This window comes from Jiella flava (assembly GCF_017349315.1).
GTDB classification, from domain to species: Bacteria; Pseudomonadota; Alphaproteobacteria; order Rhizobiales; family Rhizobiaceae; genus Jiella; species Jiella flava.
Genome location: NZ_JAFMPP010000009.1, coordinates 138,131 through 158,287, shown reverse-complemented (window position 1 = coordinate 158,287; position 20,157 = coordinate 138,131). Strand labels below are relative to the sequence as shown.

The 20,157-nt window shown below is 64.9% G+C and carries 17 protein-coding genes; 5 read left to right on the top strand and 12 right to left on the bottom strand.

Annotation, left to right across the window (positions count from 1 at the left end; genetic code table 11):
- Positions 1–112: 112 nt before the first annotated feature.
- From acsF to bchF, 12 genes are all read right to left on the bottom strand, one after another.
- Positions 113–1,207: a magnesium-protoporphyrin IX monomethyl ester (oxidative) cyclase gene (gene acsF, locus J1C48_RS12080; protein WP_207258102.1), complete on the bottom strand. Its 1,095-nt coding sequence runs from the start codon at positions 1,205–1,207 to the stop codon at positions 113–115.
- Positions 1,204–1,506 carry a hypothetical protein gene (locus J1C48_RS12075; protein ID WP_207258101.1) on the bottom strand — a complete coding sequence of 101 codons (303 nt, stop codon included), beginning with the start codon at positions 1,504–1,506 and terminating at the stop codon, positions 1,204–1,206. The genes acsF and J1C48_RS12075 overlap by 4 nt, the downstream gene beginning before the upstream one ends.
- A complete protein-coding gene (gene puhC, locus J1C48_RS12070) occupies positions 1,503–2,039 on the bottom strand; it encodes a photosynthetic complex assembly protein PuhC (RefSeq protein WP_207258100.1) in 537 nt (178 codons plus the stop codon). Before puhC ends, J1C48_RS12075 begins: the two co-directional genes overlap by 4 nt.
- A gap of 48 nt (positions 2,040–2,087) precedes the next feature.
- Complete coding sequence (gene puhB / locus J1C48_RS12065; RefSeq protein ID WP_207258099.1) at positions 2,088–2,768, bottom strand: photosynthetic complex putative assembly protein PuhB; 681 nt, start codon at positions 2,766–2,768, stop codon at positions 2,088–2,090.
- On the bottom strand, positions 2,765–3,550 hold the full coding sequence (gene puhA / locus J1C48_RS12060; protein ID WP_207258098.1) for a photosynthetic reaction center subunit H: 786 nt from the start codon (positions 3,548–3,550) through the stop codon (positions 2,765–2,767). The genes puhB and puhA overlap by 4 nt, the downstream gene beginning before the upstream one ends.
- A 22-nt stretch (positions 3,551–3,572) precedes the next feature.
- Complete coding sequence (locus tag J1C48_RS12055; RefSeq protein ID WP_207258126.1) at positions 3,573–4,976, bottom strand: BCD family MFS transporter; 1,404 nt, start codon at positions 4,974–4,976, stop codon at positions 3,573–3,575.
- 68 nt (positions 4,977–5,044) lie between these two features.
- On the bottom strand, positions 5,045–5,749 hold the full coding sequence (bchM, locus tag J1C48_RS12050; RefSeq protein ID WP_207258097.1) for a magnesium protoporphyrin IX methyltransferase: 705 nt from the start codon (positions 5,747–5,749) through the stop codon (positions 5,045–5,047).
- A gap of 8 nt (positions 5,750–5,757) precedes the next feature.
- Entirely contained in the window at positions 5,758–6,669 is a 912-nt protein-coding gene (gene bchL / locus J1C48_RS12045) for a ferredoxin:protochlorophyllide reductase (ATP-dependent) iron-sulfur ATP-binding protein (protein ID WP_207258096.1), read from the bottom strand.
- Entirely contained in the window at positions 6,666–10,412 is a 3,747-nt protein-coding gene (locus J1C48_RS12040) for a magnesium chelatase subunit H (RefSeq protein ID WP_207258125.1), read from the bottom strand. The genes bchL and J1C48_RS12040 overlap by 4 nt, the downstream gene beginning before the upstream one ends.
- A complete protein-coding gene (gene bchB / locus J1C48_RS12035; protein ID WP_207258095.1) occupies positions 10,387–11,982 on the bottom strand; it encodes a ferredoxin:protochlorophyllide reductase (ATP-dependent) subunit B in 1,596 nt (531 codons plus the stop codon). Before bchB ends, J1C48_RS12040 begins: the two co-directional genes overlap by 26 nt.
- Positions 11,983–11,994: 12 nt before the next feature.
- Positions 11,995–13,254, bottom strand: a complete 1,260-nt coding sequence (locus tag J1C48_RS12030; RefSeq protein WP_343217698.1) for a ferredoxin:protochlorophyllide reductase (ATP-dependent) subunit N — start codon at positions 13,252–13,254, stop codon at positions 11,995–11,997.
- A gap of 29 nt (positions 13,255–13,283) precedes the next feature.
- On the bottom strand, positions 13,284–13,826 hold the full coding sequence (gene bchF, locus J1C48_RS12025; protein WP_207258094.1) for a 2-vinyl bacteriochlorophyllide hydratase: 543 nt from the start codon (positions 13,824–13,826) through the stop codon (positions 13,284–13,286).
- Between the two features lie 277 nt (positions 13,827–14,103).
- Here bchF and J1C48_RS12020 point away from each other — a divergent pair, with 277 nt between their 5' ends.
- The 5 genes from J1C48_RS12020 (at position 14,104) to J1C48_RS12000 (ending at position 20,102) form a co-directional block, all read left to right on the top strand.
- Positions 14,104–14,907, top strand: a complete 804-nt coding sequence (locus J1C48_RS12020) for a cobalamin B12-binding domain-containing protein (protein WP_207258093.1) — start codon at positions 14,104–14,106, stop codon at positions 14,905–14,907.
- A gap of 66 nt (positions 14,908–14,973) precedes the next feature.
- Entirely contained in the window at positions 14,974–16,413 is a 1,440-nt protein-coding gene (gene ppsR / locus J1C48_RS12015; protein WP_207258092.1) for a transcriptional regulator PpsR, read from the top strand.
- A gap of 188 nt (positions 16,414–16,601) precedes the next feature.
- The gene (chlG, locus tag J1C48_RS12010; protein WP_207258091.1) at positions 16,602–17,519 is read left to right on the top strand and encodes a chlorophyll synthase ChlG; all 918 of its coding nucleotides are present in this window, start codon (positions 16,602–16,604) and stop codon (positions 17,517–17,519) included.
- 4 nt (positions 17,520–17,523) lie between these two features.
- Positions 17,524–18,885: a BCD family MFS transporter gene (locus J1C48_RS12005; protein WP_207258090.1), complete on the top strand. Its 1,362-nt coding sequence runs from the start codon at positions 17,524–17,526 to the stop codon at positions 18,883–18,885.
- Positions 18,882–20,102: a geranylgeranyl diphosphate reductase gene (locus tag J1C48_RS12000; RefSeq protein WP_207258089.1), complete on the top strand. Its 1,221-nt coding sequence runs from the start codon at positions 18,882–18,884 to the stop codon at positions 20,100–20,102. The genes J1C48_RS12005 and J1C48_RS12000 overlap by 4 nt, the downstream gene beginning before the upstream one ends.
- The last annotated feature ends 55 nt before the right edge of the window (positions 20,103–20,157 follow it).

The following is a 20,157-nucleotide window of genomic DNA, read 5'->3' as shown; positions in this document are numbered from 1 at the left end:
GATGCCGATAATCTCGCCAACGCGCTCGCAGATTGACTTGCAGCGCCACGCTCGTCCGCAGAGCCGGCCCCGGCTGAGGCCTGATTTCGCGGACACGCGGGCGCGAGCGACCTCACCAGGCCGGCACGAGCCGGCTTTCTTGCGGGATCTCGTTGCGGATCACCGGCAGCAGATAGAGCCGCGCAAAAATCGCCGCGGCCTTGGCCTTCCCCCGCCAGACCTTCAACCGACCACCGATCCCGCCCTGCCGGGTGCCGGCTTCCATGGCGTGGTTGGCCGCGACCAGCTTGTCGAGCCCGGCCTTGAAGCGCGGGTCATCAATGTCGAGCATGAGCGGAAAGACCTGGCGGGAGATTTCCGAAGTGATCCGAAACACCGTGAAGCCATAGTCGGTCGGATCGATGCCGAGCGCCGCATGGAAGGCGTGACGCTGGTGATCGCGCACATACATCGTCGCAAAGACCGCAAGCAGGAAGAAGCGGATCCACAGCTTGTTACGGCCCTCCAGCGTGTGCCGCTCGGCCCGCATCAAAAGTGAGAAGGCCTCGCCGTGGCGGAACTCGTCGTTGCACCACTTCTCGAACCACTTGAAGATCGGGTGAAAGCGTCGCTCGGGATGTTGTTCGAGATGCCGGAAGATCGTGATGTAACGGGCGTAGCCGATCTTTTCGGAGAGATAGGTGGCGTAATAGATGAATTTCGGCTGGAAGAAGGTGTACTTCTTCTCCTTCGTCAAAAAGCCGAGATTGACGCCGATGCTGAACTCCTTCAGCGCGTCGTTAATAAAGCCGGCGTGACGGGCCTCGTCGCGGCTCATATAGGAGAACAGCTCGCAGATGTCGGGATTGCGGCCGCGCCGCTTCATCTCCTTGTAGAGCACGCAGCCAGAAAATTCGGCGGTCAGCGACGAGACCAGGAAGTCGACGAATTCTTTCTGCAGACCCTCCGGCAGATCGGCGAGATCGATCCTGTCCCAGTTGTCATCGCGCTTGAAATGGCCGTGGTTCGGATCCGATCGCATCTCCGCGATCAGCGCATCCCACTCACGCCGCACGCCCGAAACATCGACCTTGTCGAGCTTGTCGAAGTCGGTGGTATAGAAACGCGGGGTGAGCAGCGTGTCCTGCTGGGCGGTCCTGGTCGTCTCATTGGGCGGCGGCGCGGCGCGCATCGGCATCGCCTCCGGGTTGGTCGCATGGGCGTTCATAGCGTGGCCCTTTCGGAAAAGGAGAATTCACACAGTTCCATAAATTCGAGATCGCCGGTCGCCCGGGTCCAGAGGCGTTCGAGCCAGCCAGCCCGGCGGATCGTCGCCCGGCGCCGCAAACATGCCGTCTCGCCGTAGGGCACCGCGACCGGCGCGCCGTGGACCAGCACCGCGTCGCCGGGCTCGACAGTCACGCCGCCGTCGAAGCGGACATGGGCATGGAGGCTGTCGAACGTGTTCGAAACTTCGACCGTACAGTCGACCTCTTCGCGTCGCGTGCCGATCAGTTGCATGATCATTGCGCCGCCTCCCCGGTCATCTTCGCCGCGCCGGCGGCGGACGCCGTCCCCATCGTCGGCATCAATTTCGCGAAGGCCTCGGCCTGGCGCGCGCCAAAGGCCCGCAAGTCGACCTCCTGGTGGGTCTGCGGATCGCTGACCACCAGCCGGCCATCGGCTTTCAGCGCCAACACGAATGGCAACGCCTTGCTGACCCCCTCGCGGCCGCGATAGCGGTCGAGATTGCGCAGTGCCTCGATGGTGAACGGCCCCTTGCCGGGGCCGGCGGAGACGAGCGTCTGACCGGTCTTGGCGTCAAGAATCACCGCCGACGTGTCGGGGTGTTCAACGAGCCGAAGATCGCGATGGGCGACCATCGCAGAGGCCGGGGCCTCGGCGAGCCCGATTCCGGTCAGCCGACCGCCGGCAATCACCGCGATGGAGAACAGAGCAAGCACGCCCGCTCCGACGAGAATCGGCTTCGGAATCGGCCGGTCGCTGTCCGGACTGAACCGGAACGAGCCGTCGCGAATGGCATTGGCGAGACCGCGCATGGCGCTCCTCCCTTGGTCAGACCGGGACACAGCTCCCGGGCCGCTGCTTTAGACCGCTGCCGGATGAGCGCCGGCAAAACCGGTCGCCGACTTCGGTGCGCTCTGGCCGGCGTTGCCCGCGACGACGCTGCGGGTGCCGCCTTGATGGGCGACGAGGGCCTTGGCGATGGTCCGCGCGGCCTCGGCCGCGTCCGGCACGGCGCGCAGCATCGGCTCGGCGGCGCCGAGCCGCCAGGGACGCGCATAGGGCCACAGCTGAAAATATGACGGACGTCCGATCTTGCCGACTTTCAGCGGCAGGTCGCCGGTGCCGTCGGCATGGAGCTTCAGCGCCGCATGGTCGATCTCGCCGAGCGGAATGTTGAGCTGCGCCGGCAAAGCGATACCGAAGCGCATCACCAGCCGCCGGGAGGTCAGCGTGAAGCTCGTCGCCCGGGCGGTGATATAGGCATAAAGCATGATCATCGCGACACCGACACCCAGCGCCGGCAGCAGCGTTGCCGCATCGCCGACGCCCTGTGCCCACGAGCCGGTCTCATGATGGGTCACACCGATCTTCCACAGCGCGAAGATCATGAAGTAGAGACCGACAAGCTTCAGCCGAAACGCGCCAAGGGCCAGCCGCCACCAATCGGGGCGAACCTGCCAGAGGATCCGTTCGCCCTTCGGCAATTCGGCTTCGGTGACGACCGTCTTGATGTCGTCGAATTCCTCCAACTCGGTGCTCATGACAAAGCGTCCTCCATTGATGAGCCGCCATAGAAGGCCCCGCCGGCGAAATAACCGTTGAGACGGTCCTCCTCGCGCATGGTGATCTGATCTGCGCTGGCGAGCCGCGGCACATTGAAAAATTGTGCCCGGCTCAGCGCCGAAAAACGGACGATCTTCCGGCTGCTTTTGATGGTGGCGAAGGCGATCGGCGCGACGATCCGCTGGCCTCCGGATTCGACATTGGCCGCGATCTCCAGATAACGCGGGAAATATTCGAGCGCGTTGATCCAGACATCCACCACGGTACCGACCTCCAGGCCGTCCCGCGCGATAGCCGTCATGCCGATCGGATTGGTGCCGGTCTCTTCCAGCCAATATTGGGAATTGTTGCGCAACGGCACGAGCTTCAGCGCCCCGTCGACGGTCAGATCCGGGGTGTCGGATTTCAGCCCATAGGCCGCGGGGCCGATGCCATCGACCAGCGGATCGCCGGACGGCATGATCGGCGATCCGGGAAATTCATAGGCGGAAAAAGCGTTGAGATCGCGGTCCGGCTCGACCCGCGGCGCCATCACCGCGCCGCCATGCATCAGTCGAAACGTCTTCGGCTTCGGCATCGGGGGAAAGCCGACCACGCTGACCCGCCCGCCGGTGCCGACGGTGCGGTCGCTCTGCAGCGGATAGCCCTCGCGCTTGTCCTCCTGTCGCAGGTAATAGACCAGCCCCAGGAAAAATAGAAAGAACAAGATTAAAAGCAGCAGAGGGATATCGAGCTGCTGGGTGAAGGAATGACCTGGCACGGCACGCGCTCCCTTGGAAATTTTAGTTCGGCAGATCGGCAAGACCGAACCGCGCCGGTGGCTTGGCGCGCGGTTCGATGCGCTGCGGCTTGACCAACGGGCCAAGGCTCGCCAACGCGGCGAAGACGAGAATAATTTCAACGAGATAGACGACGGAATAACCGCTCGCGGGGCTGGCGAAGGCTGCCCCCAGCCAATGCGCATCGGCGAGGCCAACGATGCTGTCGCGCAAGAAGCCGCCAAAGGCGACAGAGAGCCCCAATGCCATCGCCTGCACCGCACTCCAGGCACCCAGCGCGATGCCGCCCCGGCCGGCGCTGACCATGCCCATCGCGGCGATCAGCATCGAGACCGCGAACAGCCCGCTGCCAAGGCCGATGACGACAATGCCAAGCGAAAACACCACGATCGAATCAAAGGGCGCCGCCATGATCACCGACGCAAAGCCCGGCAGACCCAGCATCAAGCCGACGCCCGCGACGACATAGGGATTGCCGCCCTTGCCCATCAGCTTGGCCGCGATCAGGTAGCCAATCAGGCTGCCGCTGGCATAAAGCGCGGTGAGCAGCGTCGTCGAGCCGACCGACATATGCAGAACGACGCCGCCATAGGGCTCGAGCAGCACGTCCTGCATCCCGAAGGCGGCGGTGCCGATGGCCAGCGCAACGAGCAGCCGGTTGAGACCTTTTTGCTGGCGCAGCGCCCGCAGCGCTATGCGGAACGGCTCTTTTGGCTCGGCCGACGGAGCGATGTCGCGCCGCCGCGGCTCCTGCTTCCAGATGGCGATCACCGTCAGACCGATCGTCACGAGAGCCGAGCCCTTCAGCACCTCGATCAGACGCAATGGCGAAAACTCTCCCAGCAACCGCCCGATGGCGAGCGAGCCGAGGATCATGCCGACCAGCAGCATGGTGTAGAGCATTGCGACGACGCGCGGCCGCTTCTCCTCAGAGGCCAGATCGGTGGCGAGCGCCAGCCCGGTGGTCTGCACGGTCAACAGGCCGAAGCCGGTCATCAGGAAGGCGAGCATCATGCCGGCCTCGCCATAGATGACCGTGCCGGGCTTGGCCTCGGAAATGATCAGCAGTGAGATCGGCATCAGCGCCAACCCGCCGAACTGGACCAGCGCTCCCATCCAGATATACGGCACCCGGCGCCAGCCGAGATAGGACCGGTGGGTATCCGACTTGTGGCCGATCAGCGCGCGTGCCGGGGCGGCAACGAGCGGCACGGCGAGAGCGATGGCGATCAGCGAGACCGGAATGCCGAGTTCCACCGCCATGACGCGATTGAGCGTGCCGCCGAGCAACACCAAGGTGATACCGACCGAGACCTGAAACAACGACAGCCGCATCAGCCGCCCGAAGGGCAGCTCGATGGTCGCCGCGTCGGAGAACGGCATGATCGCCATGAAGAAGCGACCCATCGGAAAGCGGATCGCATCCACCGGCCATTCGACCGCCGGCCCCGCAGCAGCCCTTTTGCGCCAGCTCCTCATGACCGCACGAGCTCCATGCCGTGGCTCTTGTAAAACCCGCTGGCGATCCGCCGCTCCGCGCCGATGCTCCAGCCGGCGAGGCTCGGATGGACGTCGAGACGCGCGCAAAATCCACCGATCGCCACCGGCACGATCGCCGGCGCCCGGTCGCCACGCGGAAACAGCCGGCCGATACGGTGCATGCCGGCAAGCAGCGCCGTCTTCGGCACAACGGTAAAGACGATCGAACGATCGCAGCGCGCTGACAGGCTGGCGAGCGCAGCCGCCGCATCGGCGGGCTCGTAATGAATGAGCGAATCCATCAACACGACGTGGTCGAAGCGGCCATGATCGGCGGCCAGCATGTCGCCGCTGGCAAAGTCGATCGCCCCGTCGACGCCGGCCGCAACCGCCAGTTCCCGTGCATGCTGGATCAGGGTTGGCGACAGGTCGACGGCGACGACGCGGGCGCCCCGCTTGGCCAGCGCGATCGCCAACGCGCCGGTGCCGCAGCCGGCATCGAGAACCCGGCACCCGGACAGATCCTCCGGCAGCATCGCCAAGAGGCTCGCGCGCATGGCGTCGCGCCCGGCCCGCACGCTGGCCCGGATCCGCCCGAGCGGCACGTCCGAGGTGAGCCTCTTCCATGCCTCGGCAGCGGTGCGATCGAAATAGATTTCGATCTCGCTGCGCCGGACTTCATAGGTTGCGACGTCGCTCATGGCCGGCCTCACTCGAACCCGAGAAAATCAAAAATATCGCGGTCTTTCATCGACTTGCCGTCCATCGCCTCGACCCCGGCGTCAAGCGCCGCGGCGAGGCGCAGATATTCGTCCTGCACCGCCTTGATCTCTGGCGAATCCTCCATTTCGAACAGCGTCGCCTTCTTCAGCCGCGAGCGGCGAATGGCGTCGAGATCCGGAAAATGCGCCACCCGCTCCAGCCCGACCGCGGCATTGAAGCGGTCGATCTCGTCGGTCGTGGCCGAGCGGTTGGCGATGACGCCGCCAAGTCGAACGTCGTAATTCTTGGCCTTGGCCTGAATCGCCGCGACGATGCGGTTCATCGCGAAGATCGAGTCGAAATCGTTGGCGGTGACGACCAGCGCCCGGTCGGCATGCTGCAACGGCGCAGCAAAGCCTCCGCAGACGACATCGCCGAGGACGTCGAAGATCACGACGTCGGTGTCCTCCAGAAGGTGATGCTCCTTCAAAAGCTTCACGGTCTGGCCGACGACATAGCCGCCGCAGCCGGTGCCGGCCGGCGGGCCGCCCGCCTCGACGCACATGACGCCGTTATAACCCTCGAAGACGAAATCTTCCGGCTGCAGCTCTTCGGCGTGAAAATTCACCGTTTCGAGGACGTCGATCACCGTCGGCTGAAGGCGCTTGGTCAATGTGAAGGTGGAATCGTGCTTGGGATCGCAGCCGATCTGCAGAACCCGCTTGCCGAGCTTGGAAAAGGCAACGGAGAGGTTCGACGAGGTGGTCGACTTGCCGATGCCGCCTTTGCCGTAGATCGCAAAGACCTTGGCACCGTCGATCTTCGGCCCGGTGTTCATTTTCACCTGAACCGAACCCTCGCCGTCTTCACGGCGATGCACGGTGCGGGGCAAGGGGAGTGTGGTCTTGAGCGCAGTCATGCCGCCGCAACCTCCGTGGTCTTGATGCCTTCGAGGCGGTCTTCGAGATCGGCGCCGGCTTCACGCAGCGCGGCGCGCTCGGCCTCGTCGGGTTTCCAGTAATGGCGCTCCTCGGCCTCGATCAGCCGGTCGGCCATGCGCGCCGAGGCGGTCGGATTGAGGCTGGCCAGCCGTTCGCGCATGGCAGGGTCAAGCACGAAGGTCTCGGCCAGACGCTTATAGACCCAGGGGCTGACCTGACCGGTGGTGGCCGACCAGCCGAGCGTGTTGGTGACGTGGCTCTCGATTTGCCGTACGCCTTCGTATCCATGCGCCAGCATCGCCTCGATCCATTTCGGATTGAGCATGCGGGTGCGGGTTTCGAGAGCCACCTGTTCCTCGAGGCTGCGGACCTTGCCCTCGCCGCGGGTCTGATCGCCGATATAGACCGGCACCTTTTTGCCACGGGCCTCGGAGACGGCCCGGCTGATGCCGCCGAGCGTATCGAAGTAGTGGTCGATGGTGGTGACGCCAAGCTCCACCGATTCGAGATTCTGATAGGTCATCTCGACCTTGGCGAAGGCGGCCTTCAACAGCTCTGCCTGCTCGGCCGTGCGGCCCTTGCGATCGACCGCGAAGCATTTGCGCCGGGTAAAGGCCTCGGCGAGCTCGCCCTCGATCTCCCAGGCACCGGAATCGATCAGCATGTTGACATTTGCGCCATAGGCGCCGTCGGCGTTGGAAAATACCCTGAGTGTCGCCGTCTCCAGGTCGCAGCCGGTTTCGGCGACATAGGCCCGCGCGTGCTTGCGGATGAAATTCATTGTCTCCGGCTCATCGGCCGTGGCCGCGAGAAATGCCGCCTCGGCGAGCAGCTTCGATTGCAGCGGCAGAAGATCGCGGAAGATGCCGGACAATGTGACCAAAACGTCGATGCGCGGCCGACCGAGCTGGTCGAGCGGCATCAGATCGGCGCCGGACAAGCGGCCGAAGCCGTCAAAGCGCGGCACCGCTCCGATCAGCGCCAGCGCCTGGGCAAGCGGCCCACCCTCGCTTTTGAGGTTGTCGGTCCCCCACAAGACGAGCGCCACCGTCTCCGGCAAAGCATTGCCGCCGGCGGCGTGTCGCGCCAGCATCCGCTCGGCCTGACGACGGCCGTCGGAAACAGCGAAAACACTCGGGATTCGGAAGGGATCGAAGCCGTGCAGATTGCGCCCCGTCGGCACGATCTTCGGAGTGCGCAACAGATCGCCGCCCGGCACCGGCCGGATGAAACGCCCGTCGAGCGCCCGCATCAGCGCCGGCAACTCATGATCCTGACGCAGATCGCGATCGAGCCGGACAAGATCATCGACAGTGTCATACTTCTTAGTATCAGACCCGCATCGCCGCTTCAGCGCTGCACCGGCGTCGCCGCCTGCCAGGGCCGCGATATCGGCACGCTCGGGCGGTGTCCCCAGCGCCACCTCGGCGGCGGCAGCGACCAGATCGATGCGCTCGGCCTCACTCGCCGGCGCGCCGACCACATGCAGCCCGTGTGGAATCAGGGTCGCTTCGATTTCGGCCACGGCTTGGCGCAACGCCGACACGTCGACAGCTGCCGCAGGGCCTTCGCCCGGCTCCTCGCACAGATCGAGGGCACTCGCCTGCGCGGCGATCGTCGTTTCGAGATTGCGTTGCTCAACCAGATCCTCCGGCGCCGTGGCACGCCAGCGCTCGATCGTCGCCTTGAGATCGGCAAGGCCCCGATAGAGCCCGGCATGGGCGACCGGGGGCGTCAGATAGGAGACCAGCGTCGCCGCGGCTCGCCGCTTGGCGATCGTGCCTTCCGACGGGTTGTTGGCCGCGTAGAGATAAAGGTTCGGAAGATCCGCAATCAGCCGATCCGGCCAGCATTCGCCCGATAGGCCGACCTGCTTGCCGGGCATGAACTCCAGCGCTCCATGGGTGCCGAAATGCAAGACGGCATCGGCCGCGAAATCCTCGCGCAGCCAACGATAATAGGCTGAAAAGGCGTGGGTCGGCGCAAAGCCTTTTTCAAAGAGCAACCGCATCGGATCGCCCTCATAGCCGAAGGCCGGCTGGATCCCGACGAAGATGTTGCCGAACCGCTCACCGAGAACGAAGATCGTGCTGCCGTCCGATTGCTGGCGTCCGGGGGCCGGGCCCCATTGCGCCTCGATCGCGGCGAGATGCGGCTCGCGGCGCACATGGTCTTCGGCCGCAATACGCGCATGCACATTGGCCTGGGCGCCGAAGCGCGCGGCATTGCCCTCGAGGATGGCCCGGCGCAACGCATCCGCGCTATCCGGAAGATCGACGGCATATCCCTCGTCTTTCAAGGCCTTCAGCGTGTTGTAAAGCGAGGCGAAGACCGACAAATGCGCGGCCGTGCCCACGCTGCCGGCATTCGGCGGGAAGTTGAAGATCGTCACGGCGATCTTGCGCGCGCCCTTCGGCCCGCGGCGGAGCGCGATCAGCTTCTCGACCCGCCGCGCCAAGAGATCCACCCGACCGGAATCGGCCGTCATCTCCCGGTGCCCGTCGGTCCGCGACAAGGTCGCCCGGCCGCCAAACAGCATCGGTCCGGTGGCCCCGTCGATTTCCGGGATCGCCACCATCATCGTCGCTTCCACCGGCGTCAGGCCGGCCGAGGAGACCCGCCATTCGTCGAGCGATTGGAACTCGACCGAATGGGCAGAGACGAAGGGCACATCCAGCACCGCCAGCATCTCTTCGGCGGCATTGGCGTCGTTATAGGCCGGGCCGCCGACCAGCGAGAAACCGGTGAGCGAAACCAGCGCGTCGATCATCGGCCGGCCGTTACGCATGAAATAGGCTTGGATCGCCGGCCGCGAATCGAGACCGCTGGAAAAGGCCGGAACGACCTTCAGCCCCCGCTCCTCCATCGCCGCGATCACGCCGTCATAATGGCTGGTGTCGCCAGCGAGCACGTAAGAGCGCATGAGGATCAGGCCGACGGTGCCGGCGTCGCCGCCCGTTCGGTTCGGCAGCGAGTCGATCCGCGTCGCGATCCGATCGGCAAGCCGGGGGTGATAGAGTCCGACATCGGGATAGAGCACCGGCGCCTGGGTCTGACGCAGCCGCGCGGCGACGGCAGAGCGCGGCCCGCTGGCGTAGCGCTCAATGAGAAAGCGCATCATATTGGCGACGTTTTCGTCCGATCCCGCCAGCCAATATTGCAGGGTCAAAAAATAGGCCCGCACGTCCTGGGCCGTGCCGGGAATGAAGCGCAGGATCTTCGGCAGCCGCCGTAACATCGCCATCTGCCGGGCGCCGGCTGAGGCCGACTCACCCTTGCCGGATTTCGCCCCGCCGCGCAGCCGCTTCAACAGCGAGATCACACCGTGGGCCTCGGCGTTCATGCGGAACCCGCCAAGCCGCGTCAGCTTGATCACCTCGCCGGCTGACATCGCGCCGACCATCGCATCGCATGTCTCCTGCCGCGCCTTCAGCGCCGGCAGGACCGCCTCGATATGGTTTTCCATGAACAGCATGGAGGCAAAGACGATATCGGCCTGCCCGATATCGTCAATGCAGCGGGCGAGACTCTCCGGCTCGCGCTCCCAGTCGGTGGCCGCGTGCAAACTGACCGCAAGCCCTGGAATCTCCGGCGCCAACCGCCGGCGCGCGGCGGCAACCGCGCCGGCCATGTGAGCGTCGAGGCTGATCAGCACCACGCGCACCGACACCGATGCGCCCGGTCCCGCGGGGCCGCTAGCGGCTGAAATGGGCCTTTGCATCATAGAGCGTCTCCACGGTGATCTCGGCAAGACCCCGTTCGAGGGCAAATTGTTCGGTGTTGCGGCGCGCTTTGCCGCGCACGAAAAAGGGAATTTTGCGCAGTTCCTCTTCAGCGTCGGAGCCCCAGCCGAGAGCGATCGGCGCGGCAGCTTCGGCGACAGCCGTCACGGCGGAAGACGACTCGCTGGCGCGCACCGCCATCTCAGGCGCAGGCTCAACCCGCGCCCCGGCGCCGAGATGGGAGGGCCGCGCGCCGTCATGGAACTCGAAATCGTCGCGGAACATGCCGAGAAGATGCTCTTCGAGGCCCATCACCAGCGGATGGACCCAGCTGTCCCAAAGGACATTGGCGCCCTCGAACCCCATTTGCGGCGAATAGCGGGCGGGATAATCCTGCACATGCACCGGCGCCGAAATGACGGCGCAGGCGATCCCCAGCCGCTTGGCGATATGCCGCTCCATCTGGGTGCCGAGAACCAGCTCGGGCTGAGCCTCGGCGATCGACGCCTCGACATCGAGATAATCGTCTGAGATCACGGCCTCGAGGCCATGCTGCGCCGCCGCGGCGCGCATGTCGCGGGCGAACTCGCGGCTGTAGGTCCCAAGCCCGCACAGGGTGAAGCCGAATTCCTCGGTCGCGACGCGAGCTGCCGCCAGCGCATGGGTCGCGTCGCCAAAGACGAAGACCCGCTTGCCGGTCAGATAGTTGGAATCGACCGAGCGCGAAAACCACGGGAGATTGGACGGCGAGATCCGCCCTGCGGCGTCCGTGACAGCGCCCCCCGCGAGCCGGCCAACCTCGGCGATGAAGTCGCGGGTCGCGCCGACACCGATCGGGACCGTCGTGGTGAAATCCTGGCCGAAGGTGCGCTTCAGCCACTTGGCCGCAACGCCGGCGATCTCGGGATACAGCACGACGTTGAAATCGGCGTCGCCGAGCCGCGCAATATCGTCAGGCGCAGCGCCGAGCGGCGCGACGACGCCGACGTCGACGCCGATCTCGCCAAGCAGTTTGGTGATCTCGGCGACATCGTCGCGATGCCGGAAGCCGAGCGCCGTCGGCCCGAGCAGATTGCACAGCGGCCGGCGATCACGGTCAGCCCTGTCCGCCATCGCTTTGCCCCGGGGCGATCCGGCCAGCGTCCGCACGATCTGGTAGAAGGTCTCGGCCGCGCCCCAGTTCTCCTTGCGCTGATACGAAGGCAGCTCCAGCGGGATCACCGGGATCGGCAGATCGGTCGCCCGGGCGAGCCCGCCGGGATCGTCCTGGATTAGCTCGGCCGTGCAGGACGATCCGACCAGCATCGCCTGCGGCTTGAAGCGCTCATGGGCGGCGATCAGCGTCGCCTGGAAGAGCTCCGCCGTATCCTTGCCGAGATCGCGGGCCTCGAAGGTGGTGTAGGTGACCGGCGGACGCTTGTCGCGCCGCTCGATCATGGTGAAGAGCAGATCGGCATATGTGTCGCCCTGCGGTGCATGCAGGACGTAATGGACGCCCTCCATCGCGGTGGCGACGCGCATCGCGCCGACATGGGGCGGTCCTTCATAGGTCCAGACGGTGAGTTGCATGGCCCGCCTCCCCTAGACCCTGAGCCGCGTCTGGCGGTCGAGCGGACGGGCAAAGAGCGCAGCGAGATCGCCGGCCTGCTCGTAGCCCTGGATGGGGGTGAAGAGCAGTTCGATCGACCACTTGGTGGTCAGCCCTTCGGCCTCCAGCGGATTGGCGAGACCGAGCCCGCAGACGGTGATGTCGGGCGCGGCCGCCCGGACACGGTCGAGCTGGCGATCGACATCCTGCCCCTCCGACAGCACCGTTCCTTCCGGCAAAAGCGCAAGCTCTTCGGCAAGATGCTGCCGGTGGAGATAGGGCGTGCCGACTTCGACAAGCCGCGCACCGAGTTCACGCGACAGCATCCGGGCGAGCGGGATTTCCAGTTGGGAATCGGGAAAGAAGAACACGCGACGGCCGGCAAGCGACGCTTCGAGGGGCGCCAGCGCCCGCTTGGCTCGCGCCTCAGGCGCCGCCGTCGCCGCCCGAAAGCACATCGGATCGACGCCAAACGCCTGCGCCGCGGCCTTCAGCCACAGCGTCGTTCCCTCGGCGCCGAGCGGAAAGGGCGCCGCGATGTGGGCCGCACCCCTCGCCTCCAGCGCCTTGGCGGCATCGGCCAGAAATGGCTGGGCCAGCAGGAAGCGGGTGTTGGGCCCGACGGCCGGCAGATCGCCGGCCCGGCGCGGTGGCAAGAAGCACACCGTGTCGAGTCCCATCGCGGCGAACAGCCGGGCGAACTGGTCCTCGACGACATCGGCCAGCGCGCCGACGATCAACAGCTGCGGCGGCGCATTGTCGACCCTCGGCAGCTCAGGCACGAGCGCGGCCAGACACCGGTCTTCTCCTTGCGTGAAGGTCGTCTCGATACCGGATCCGGAATAGCTCAGGATGCGAACCGCCGGCGCATGACGGTCAGACAGCCGCGCGGCAGCCCGCGACAGATCAAGCTTGATCACCTCGGACGGGCAGGAGCCGACCAGAAACAGCATCTTGATGTCCGGCCGGCGCTCCAGAAGCCGGGCGACCGCGGCGTCAAGCTCGTCATTCGCATCGGCCAGCCCGGCGAGATCACGCTCTTCCATCACCGCGGTCGCAAAACGCGGCTCGGCGAAGATCATCACCCCCGCCGCCGATTGCATCAGATGGGCGCAAGTGCGCGACCCGATAACGAGGAAGAACGCATCCTGGATCTTGCGATGCAGCCAGACGATCCCGGTCAGCCCGCAGAACACCTCCCGCTGACCGCGCTCGCGCATCACCGGCCGCTCACGGCAGCCCGCAACCGGCACAGCCGCGCCCTCACCGGCAAAGGGCGGCGTCACGCCAGCACCCTGGCGGAATCGACCGCCCCTGCTCGATCGCCACCAGCCTCAAGCCGCGCGGCCCTCAGCTTGAAAACGAATTGCGCCGCGTTGATGCCGTAGCTGGCATAGCCCGCAAGGGCGACGGCAAACCGGTCGGTCGGGGTGCCCCAGCCGCACACCAACATGGCGAGGTAAGCCGTGTGGAGCGCGATGACCAGCATCGACACCGCGTCTTCATAAAAAAATGCCGGCGCGAAAAGCCAGCGGCCGAATACCGCCTTTTCCCAAATCGACCCGGTGATCATGATGGCGTAGAGCGCCGCCGTCTTGACGACAACCGAAACCGCCGCCGTCTCGTAGCCATTGCCGGTCGCCAGAAAGCGCCCCACCAGAACGAGCGAAATGAGACAGATGACGAATTGCACCGGCGCGAGGACACCCTGCACCAGAGTCCAGACGGTGGCGTCGCGCCGGACCCGCTCGGCCGGCGTGTAGAGCGTCCGCGGCCGGCTGGCGGCGGAGCCTCTGTTCGGCGATGGGGAACGATCGGGTACCATGCCGGAAACTCTGCGACCGACGCCCGAAAGTGTCAAGTCAAATTGACGACTACGAATTTTACAGTAATCGTCACTGAGCTTACCGATTGCAAAATGCTCCCGATTGGAGGAAGCTTAATATCTAATGAGCTCCTATATCCGATAAACTCCTTTATTTCCGCGGATTTAATCATACAGATCTTGTGATAAAAATGGGGAGGGGCGATCAATGGTGGGCATCCCCCAAGTGCGACAATTGCAGTTTCCGGATCGTCGGACGACGTCCGACCCGCCATCATTGTCAAATTCGATTGACAGTTACCAGGATAATGACTGGCGCGGACGGCTCTCCGACGCCATCGTCAAGAAGGTGATCCCGTCGCTCTATGCCTCGCACGAAGACGATGCGGCCAAGCCGGTGAATGCCCGGCTGGAGTATCGCCAGAAAATCGAAGCCGAGCGGTTTTTCGGCCTGGTCCTTTCCGGCGACACCGATGCTCAATGGCACCATCTCATCGGCCTGCGCGCCCGTGGCATGGATCTGGAGACGGTGCTGACCCGGATCATGGCGCCTGCCATCCGCGAACTCGGCGAAATGTGGCTGACCGACCGCATGAGCTTCGTCGAAGTCTCGGCCAAGTCGGCACGATTGCAGCATATGATTCGCGCCCTCGGTCGCGCCGGCGACGGCATCGCCGATCACTGCGTGATGGATGACGGGCGCGCCAGCGTGCTGCTTGCCGTTGCTCCGGGAGAGCACCACACCTTCGGTCTCTTCGTCCTCGCCGAGTTGTTCCTCGCCGCCGGCTGGAGCGTCTGCGTCGAGGCCAACACCACGCTCGAGAGCCTTTGCGACCAAGCCGCCCGGCGTCCCTATGACGCGATCGGCCTGAGCGTCGGGAGCGAGCGCTTTTTAGCTTCCGTCCGAAATCAAGTGGCGGCGCTTCGATTTGCCTCGTTCCGACCGGACACCCGCATCTTTCTTGGCGGATGGGCTTTCACCTTGGAAGGAAGGTCGTTAGATGACTATGGAGCCGATCTGATCGCGACAGATGGGCACAGCGCCATCGAGCAGGCGGAATTGCTGATCGATGGCCGCTGACAGCCCCGAGGCGAGCGGACTTGAACGAAACCGGAGGGAGACGGGCAAGAGATAGGTGCCTTGAGGATGGAACATCCGAGCACTGGCCGGCAGTTTTCCGACCCGAGCCATTCATTTGCAGACCTGGAAGCAGCGTTGGTCGCCAATCTCGTCACGGCAACGACCGATGTTGCTCTCCTGCTCGACTCGAGCGGGACGATCGCCGACGTCGCAATCCGCGAGACCGACCTGTTTGCCGACGCCGAAAAGCAGTGGGTGGGCTGCCGGTTTATCGACGTCGTCACGACCGAGAGCCGCCAGAAGGTCGAGCGCCTGCTTTCCCGCGATCGCGACTCGCGGGGCGCCGGCCGGAGTGAGATCAACCATCCGATGCCGAGCGGCCCGGACTTGCCGATCAGCTATTCGGTGCTGCCGCTGACCAAGAACGGTGCCCGCATCGCTCTGGGCCGCGATCTGCGGACGATGGCGGCGCTGCAGCAAAATCTCGTCGAGACCCAGCTCGCCCTTGAAACCGACTATGCGCGACTGCGCATCGCCGAGACACAGTATCGGGTGCTGTTCGATACCGCTGCCGAACCCATCGTCATCATTGATGCCGCCAGTGGGCGTATCACCGACGCCAATCTGTCGGCGCGCCAGCGGTTCGAGAGGGACGGGCGACGTCTTGCCGGTTTCGGATTGGGCAATCTGTTCGCATCAACGAGCCTGTCCGAGGCAGATCGTCTGCTCGCCGCAGCACGCGGCTCCGGCGAGGCCGAGATCCGCAAGCTGACAGCCATTGCAAGCCAACAGGCAGAGCCGGTCTCGGCGCAATTCTACCGACAGCAGGGCACTGGCCGCATCATCCTGCGCTTCATCGGCACACAGCAGGCGCTGGCCTCCCATCGTGAGACCAATCTCATCGCCCGCGTTGGACAGATATTGCCGGATGGCATCGTGGTGATCGGCGCCGACCGGTTGATCCACGACATCAACGAAAGCTTCCTCGACATCTCCGAGATCGCCAGTCGCAGCCAGGCCATTGGCCGGCCACTGGACGAGATCGTCGGTCGGCGCGGCGTCGAATTGAACATCTTGATGAAGGCGATCGATGCCGACGGCTTCGTCGGCAGCTTCGGCACCGTGCTGAACAGCCGTTTCAGCGGCGGAGTCGAGGTCGAGATCAGCGGTTCGGCGATCATCGACGGCGACAAGCGCTATTATGGCTTTTCGATTCGCCGCGCTCAGCGCAGCTTCGCCCGCCCCGCGCCGGCGACGCCGTTCCGCTCCGCCAACGACATGACCGGTCTCGTTGGCCGTGTGCCCTTACGGGAGATCATCCGCGAGACGGCGGATATCATCGAGCAATTGTGCATCGAGGCAGCGCTGGAACTGACTCGTAACAATCGCGCCTCGGCAGCCGAAATGCTGGGTTTGAGCCGCCAGAGCCTCTATTCCAAGCTGCGCCGGCACAACATCGCCGGCAGTGTCTCGGACAATGGCGCGGACAGCGACGAGATCCAGTGATGACTGCGATCCGATGATTTTTATCGGGCAAAGCGGTGGACCTGAGCGGCGCCGCCCCACGCTGTGAACGCGGTCACGATGAGGTGATGCACACGATCGTCAGCTCAAAGTCTGAGCCCAGACCATTATGGACAACCTCTGTGTCAAATTAGTTTGACACCTGCACCCGCTGCGCCTAGCCTCGGTCTATGAGCCGCTTGATCGTCGATTCTCCGGCCACCACGCGCCCGAGCCTCTCGGCCGGGATCGAGTTGTTGAAGCCGATCACCTGGTTTGCGCCGATGTGGGCCTTCGGCTGCGGCGCGATTTCGGCGCGCTCGTCGGCTCCCCCTCATCATGACACAGTCTGGATCGTGCTTGCCGGCGTCGTTCTCGCCGGTCCGCTGCTCTGCGGCGCGAGCCAGGCGGTGAACGACTGGTTCGATCGGCATGTCGATGCCATCAACGAGCCGAACCGGCCAATTCCTTCGGGGCGAATGCCAGGGCGCTCGGCGCTCTATGTCGCGATTGTTTGGACCGCCCTTTCCCTCGTCGTCGCCGGGTTGTTCGGTCCGTGGGTGGGGCTTGCCTCATGCCTTGGATGCCTGCTCGCCTGGGCCTACAGCGCGCCGCCGTTGCGGCTGAAGCGCAATGGCTGGTGGGGCAATGCCGCTGTCGCCTTCGCCTATGAGGGCCTTGCCTGGTTCACCGGCGCAGCAGTGGTCGCCAGCGGCCTGCCGGACGCTCGGATCATCGTCATCGCCTGCCTTTACAGCATCGGCGCCCACGGAATCATGACGCTGAACGATTTCAAGGCGATCGAGGGCGACGTGGCCCTCGGCGTCCGCACACTGCCGGTCCAATACGGCGTCAAAGCCGCCGCGCTGATTGCCTGCGGCGTGATGGCGGTGCCGCAGATCATGGCAGCGGGACTGCTCTTTGCCTGGAGCGCTCCGATCTCGTCGCTGATCGTGACGGCGTCGATCGCCGTTCAACTGGGCCTGATGCGCCACTTCGTCAACGATCCGCGCAGCCGCGCGCCCTGGTACAATGCGACGGGCACCAGCCTCTATGTCGCCGGCATGATGGTCACCGCCTTTGCCTTGTCCGGCATCATCGGAAGCTAGAACGATGACGCACAATCTGTCCTGGCTGCAGATCGTCCGGCTGGCGCTGGTCCAGACGGCGCTCGGCGCGATGGTCGTCATCACCACCTCGACGCTGAACCGTATCATGGTGGTCGAGCTGGCCTTGCCGGCAATCGTGCCCGGCGCCCTGGTCGGCATCCATTACGCCCTGCAGACCATGCGGCCGCTGTTCGGCCACGGCTCGGATGGCGGGCGACGACGCACGCCGTTCATCGTCATCGGCATGGCGATCCTCGCCCTTGGCGCCACCGGCGCGGCAGCCGCGACCGGCCTGATCGCAAATGACCGGATCGCCGGTGTGCTCGCCGGCACCGTCGCCTTCATCGCCATCGGCATCGGCGTCGGGCTGGCAGGAACCAACCTCTTGACCCTCGTCGCCACGCACATCACCGAGGCGCGGCGCGGTCCGGCGGCAACGCTGATCTGGATGATGATGATCGCCGGCTTCGTGGTGACGACGGCGGTCATCGGCCGCCTGCTCGATCCCTATTCGGCCGAGCGGCTCATTGTCATCGTCGCCGGCGTCTGCGCCATCGCTTTCCTCGTCAGCGTTGCGGCCATTCTCGGTGTCGAGCCAGCGCCATCGGCGGACGACGCGGCTGCACCAGTCCCGCCGAAGCCGGCGTTCCGGGAGGCTCTGGCGACCGTCTGGTGTGAGCCCCAGACCCGGCGTTTCACCGTCTTCATCTGCGTCTCCATGCTGGCCTATAGCGGCCAGGATCTCATTCTGGAGCCCTTTGCCGGTCTCGTCTTCCAGATGACCCCCGGCGAGACCACGCTGCTGTCGAGCGTCCAGAACGGCGGCGCGCTTGCCGGCATGGTCGCCGTCGCCGCTGCGGCACCACTGCTGGGACGATACGTTCCGCGTATTTTGCGCAGCCTGTGCATCGTCGGCTGCCTTGGCTCGGCCATGGCGCTTGCGGCGCTTGCGGCCGCCGGCATCGTGCCTCTCGGCATACCGCTGCGCGTGCCCGTCTTTGCTCTTGGCCTGTTCAACGGGATGTTTGCGGTCGCGGCAATCGGCCAGATGATGGGCCTCGCCCGCGAGGGCGCGCCGGGGCGCGAAGGCATGCGCATGGGGATCTGGGGCGCAGCGCAAGCCATCGCCTTTGGCGCGGGCGGATTTCTGGGCACCGTGGCCGTCGATCTCGTCGGCCTCGGGCTTGGTGGCAAGGGCAGCGCGGCCTATGCCAGTGTCTTCGTCGTCGAGGCCCTGCTCTTCATTCTCTCCGTCCGCCTGGCCGCAAGGGCCATTGTCGGCCGTTCCTCGGCGAGCGGCCTTGGGCCCTCAAACACAGTGGCGGTCGGCGACATTCATCACGCCAGCGAGGCGATTGCGGCATGAGCGACAAAGTCTTTAATATCCCCGTCTTCGATGTCGTCGTTGTCGGCGGCGGGCCAGCCGGAGCCACGGCTGCCGAGCGTCTCGCCAGCCAAGGCGTTTCGGTTGCACTTCTCGATAAAGCGGGGCGCATCAAGCCGTGCGGCGGCGCCATTCCGCCACGATTGCTGCGTGATTTCGATATCGCCCCCGATCTGCTGGTCGCCCGGATCGCCAGCGCCGAGATGGTCGCCCCGTCGAAAAAGCGCGTGTCGATGCCGATCGACGACGGCTATGTCGGCATGGTCGACCGGGAGCATTTCGACGAATGGCTGCGCCAGCGCGCCGCCCGCGCCGGCGCCCATCGATTGACCGGCCACTTCATCGCGATCGATCGCCTCGGCGACAAGACGATGGTGCGCTACCATCCCGGCCGAGACGTCGAGGCTCCGAGAAAGGGCGATGGCCAGCGGCTTTGCGCAAAATTGGTGATCGGTGCCGATGGCGCCTGCTCGGCGGTGGCGCGCCAGGAAATCCCCGGCGCCCATAAGGTCTCGTTCGTCTTCGCCTATCACGAAATCATCCGGGCGAAGGCTCTGCGCAGTGAGGCCGCCTACGATTCCACCCGATGCGACGTCTATTATCAAGGCGGCATCTCGCCGGATTTCTACGGCTGGATCTTTCCCCATGGCGAAACGGCGTCAATCGGCACGGGAAGTGCCATCAAGGGCTATCGGCTGCGCCCGGCGGTCGAGCGGCTGAAACAAGCGGCGGGCTTGTCGGCGGCTGAAACCATTCGCAAGGAAGGCGCGCCGATCCCTTTGAAGCCTTTGAAAAAATGGGATAATGGCCGGGATGTGATCCTGACCGGCGATGCGGCCGGCGTCGTCGCTCCCGCCTCCGGCGAAGGCATCTATTACGCCATGGCCAGCGCCGTGATGGTGGCAGAGGCCGCCTCGCGCTTCCTGGCGACCGGCGATGCCAAAGCGCTCGCCAGCGCCCGCAAAACGTTCATGCGCGCGCACGGCCGGGTGTTTTGGATCCTCGGAATGATGCAGTGGTTCTGGTATCGTTCAGACGCCCAGCGCGAGCGCTTCGTCGCCATCTGCCGGGACAAGGACGTGCAGCGTCTGACCTGGGAGGCCTATATGAACAAAACGCTGGTCCGGGCCCGTCCAGCGGCACATATGAAGATCTTCTTCAAGGATCTCGCCCACCTCTTCCGGCTGGTCTCGCCATAACGCCGGATGGAACGCAAACCGTGCAATTCAGACTGTGCTCTTTGGAGCACCGCAA

What these genes read in the sequence shown, in the direction of transcription:
- acsF (WP_207258102.1), bottom strand. Translation starts at nt 1,207, where the DNA reads ATGAACGCCCATGCGACCAACCCGGAGGCGATGCCGATGCGCGCCGCG.
- J1C48_RS12075 (WP_207258101.1), bottom strand. Translation starts at nt 1,506, where the DNA reads ATGATCATGCAACTGATCGGCACGCGACGCGAAGAGGTCGACTGTACG.
- puhC (WP_207258100.1), bottom strand. Translation starts at nt 2,039, where the DNA reads ATGCGCGGTCTCGCCAATGCCATTCGCGACGGCTCGTTCCGGTTCAGT.
- puhB (WP_207258099.1), bottom strand. Translation starts at nt 2,768, where the DNA reads ATGAGCACCGAGTTGGAGGAATTCGACGACATCAAGACGGTCGTCACC.
- J1C48_RS12055 (WP_207258126.1), bottom strand. Translation starts at nt 4,976, where the DNA reads ATGGGTCGCTTCTTCATGGCGATCATGCCGTTCTCCGACGCGGCGACC.
- bchM (WP_207258097.1), bottom strand. Translation starts at nt 5,749, where the DNA reads ATGAGCGACGTCGCAACCTATGAAGTCCGGCGCAGCGAGATCGAAATC.
- bchL (WP_207258096.1), bottom strand. Translation starts at nt 6,669, where the DNA reads ATGACTGCGCTCAAGACCACACTCCCCTTGCCCCGCACCGTGCATCGC.
- J1C48_RS12040 (WP_207258125.1), bottom strand. Translation starts at nt 10,412, where the DNA reads ATGCAAAGGCCCATTTCAGCCGCTAGCGGCCCCGCGGGACCGGGCGCA.
- bchB (WP_207258095.1), bottom strand. Translation starts at nt 11,982, where the DNA reads ATGCAACTCACCGTCTGGACCTATGAAGGACCGCCCCATGTCGGCGCG.
- bchF (WP_207258094.1), bottom strand. Translation starts at nt 13,826, where the DNA reads ATGGTACCCGATCGTTCCCCATCGCCGAACAGAGGCTCCGCCGCCAGC.
- ppsR (WP_207258092.1), top strand. Translation starts at nt 14,974, where the DNA reads ATGGAACATCCGAGCACTGGCCGGCAGTTTTCCGACCCGAGCCATTCA.
- chlG (WP_207258091.1), top strand. Translation starts at nt 16,602, where the DNA reads ATGAGCCGCTTGATCGTCGATTCTCCGGCCACCACGCGCCCGAGCCTC.
- J1C48_RS12005 (WP_207258090.1), top strand. Translation starts at nt 17,524, where the DNA reads ATGACGCACAATCTGTCCTGGCTGCAGATCGTCCGGCTGGCGCTGGTC.
- J1C48_RS12000 (WP_207258089.1), top strand. Translation starts at nt 18,882, where the DNA reads ATGAGCGACAAAGTCTTTAATATCCCCGTCTTCGATGTCGTCGTTGTC.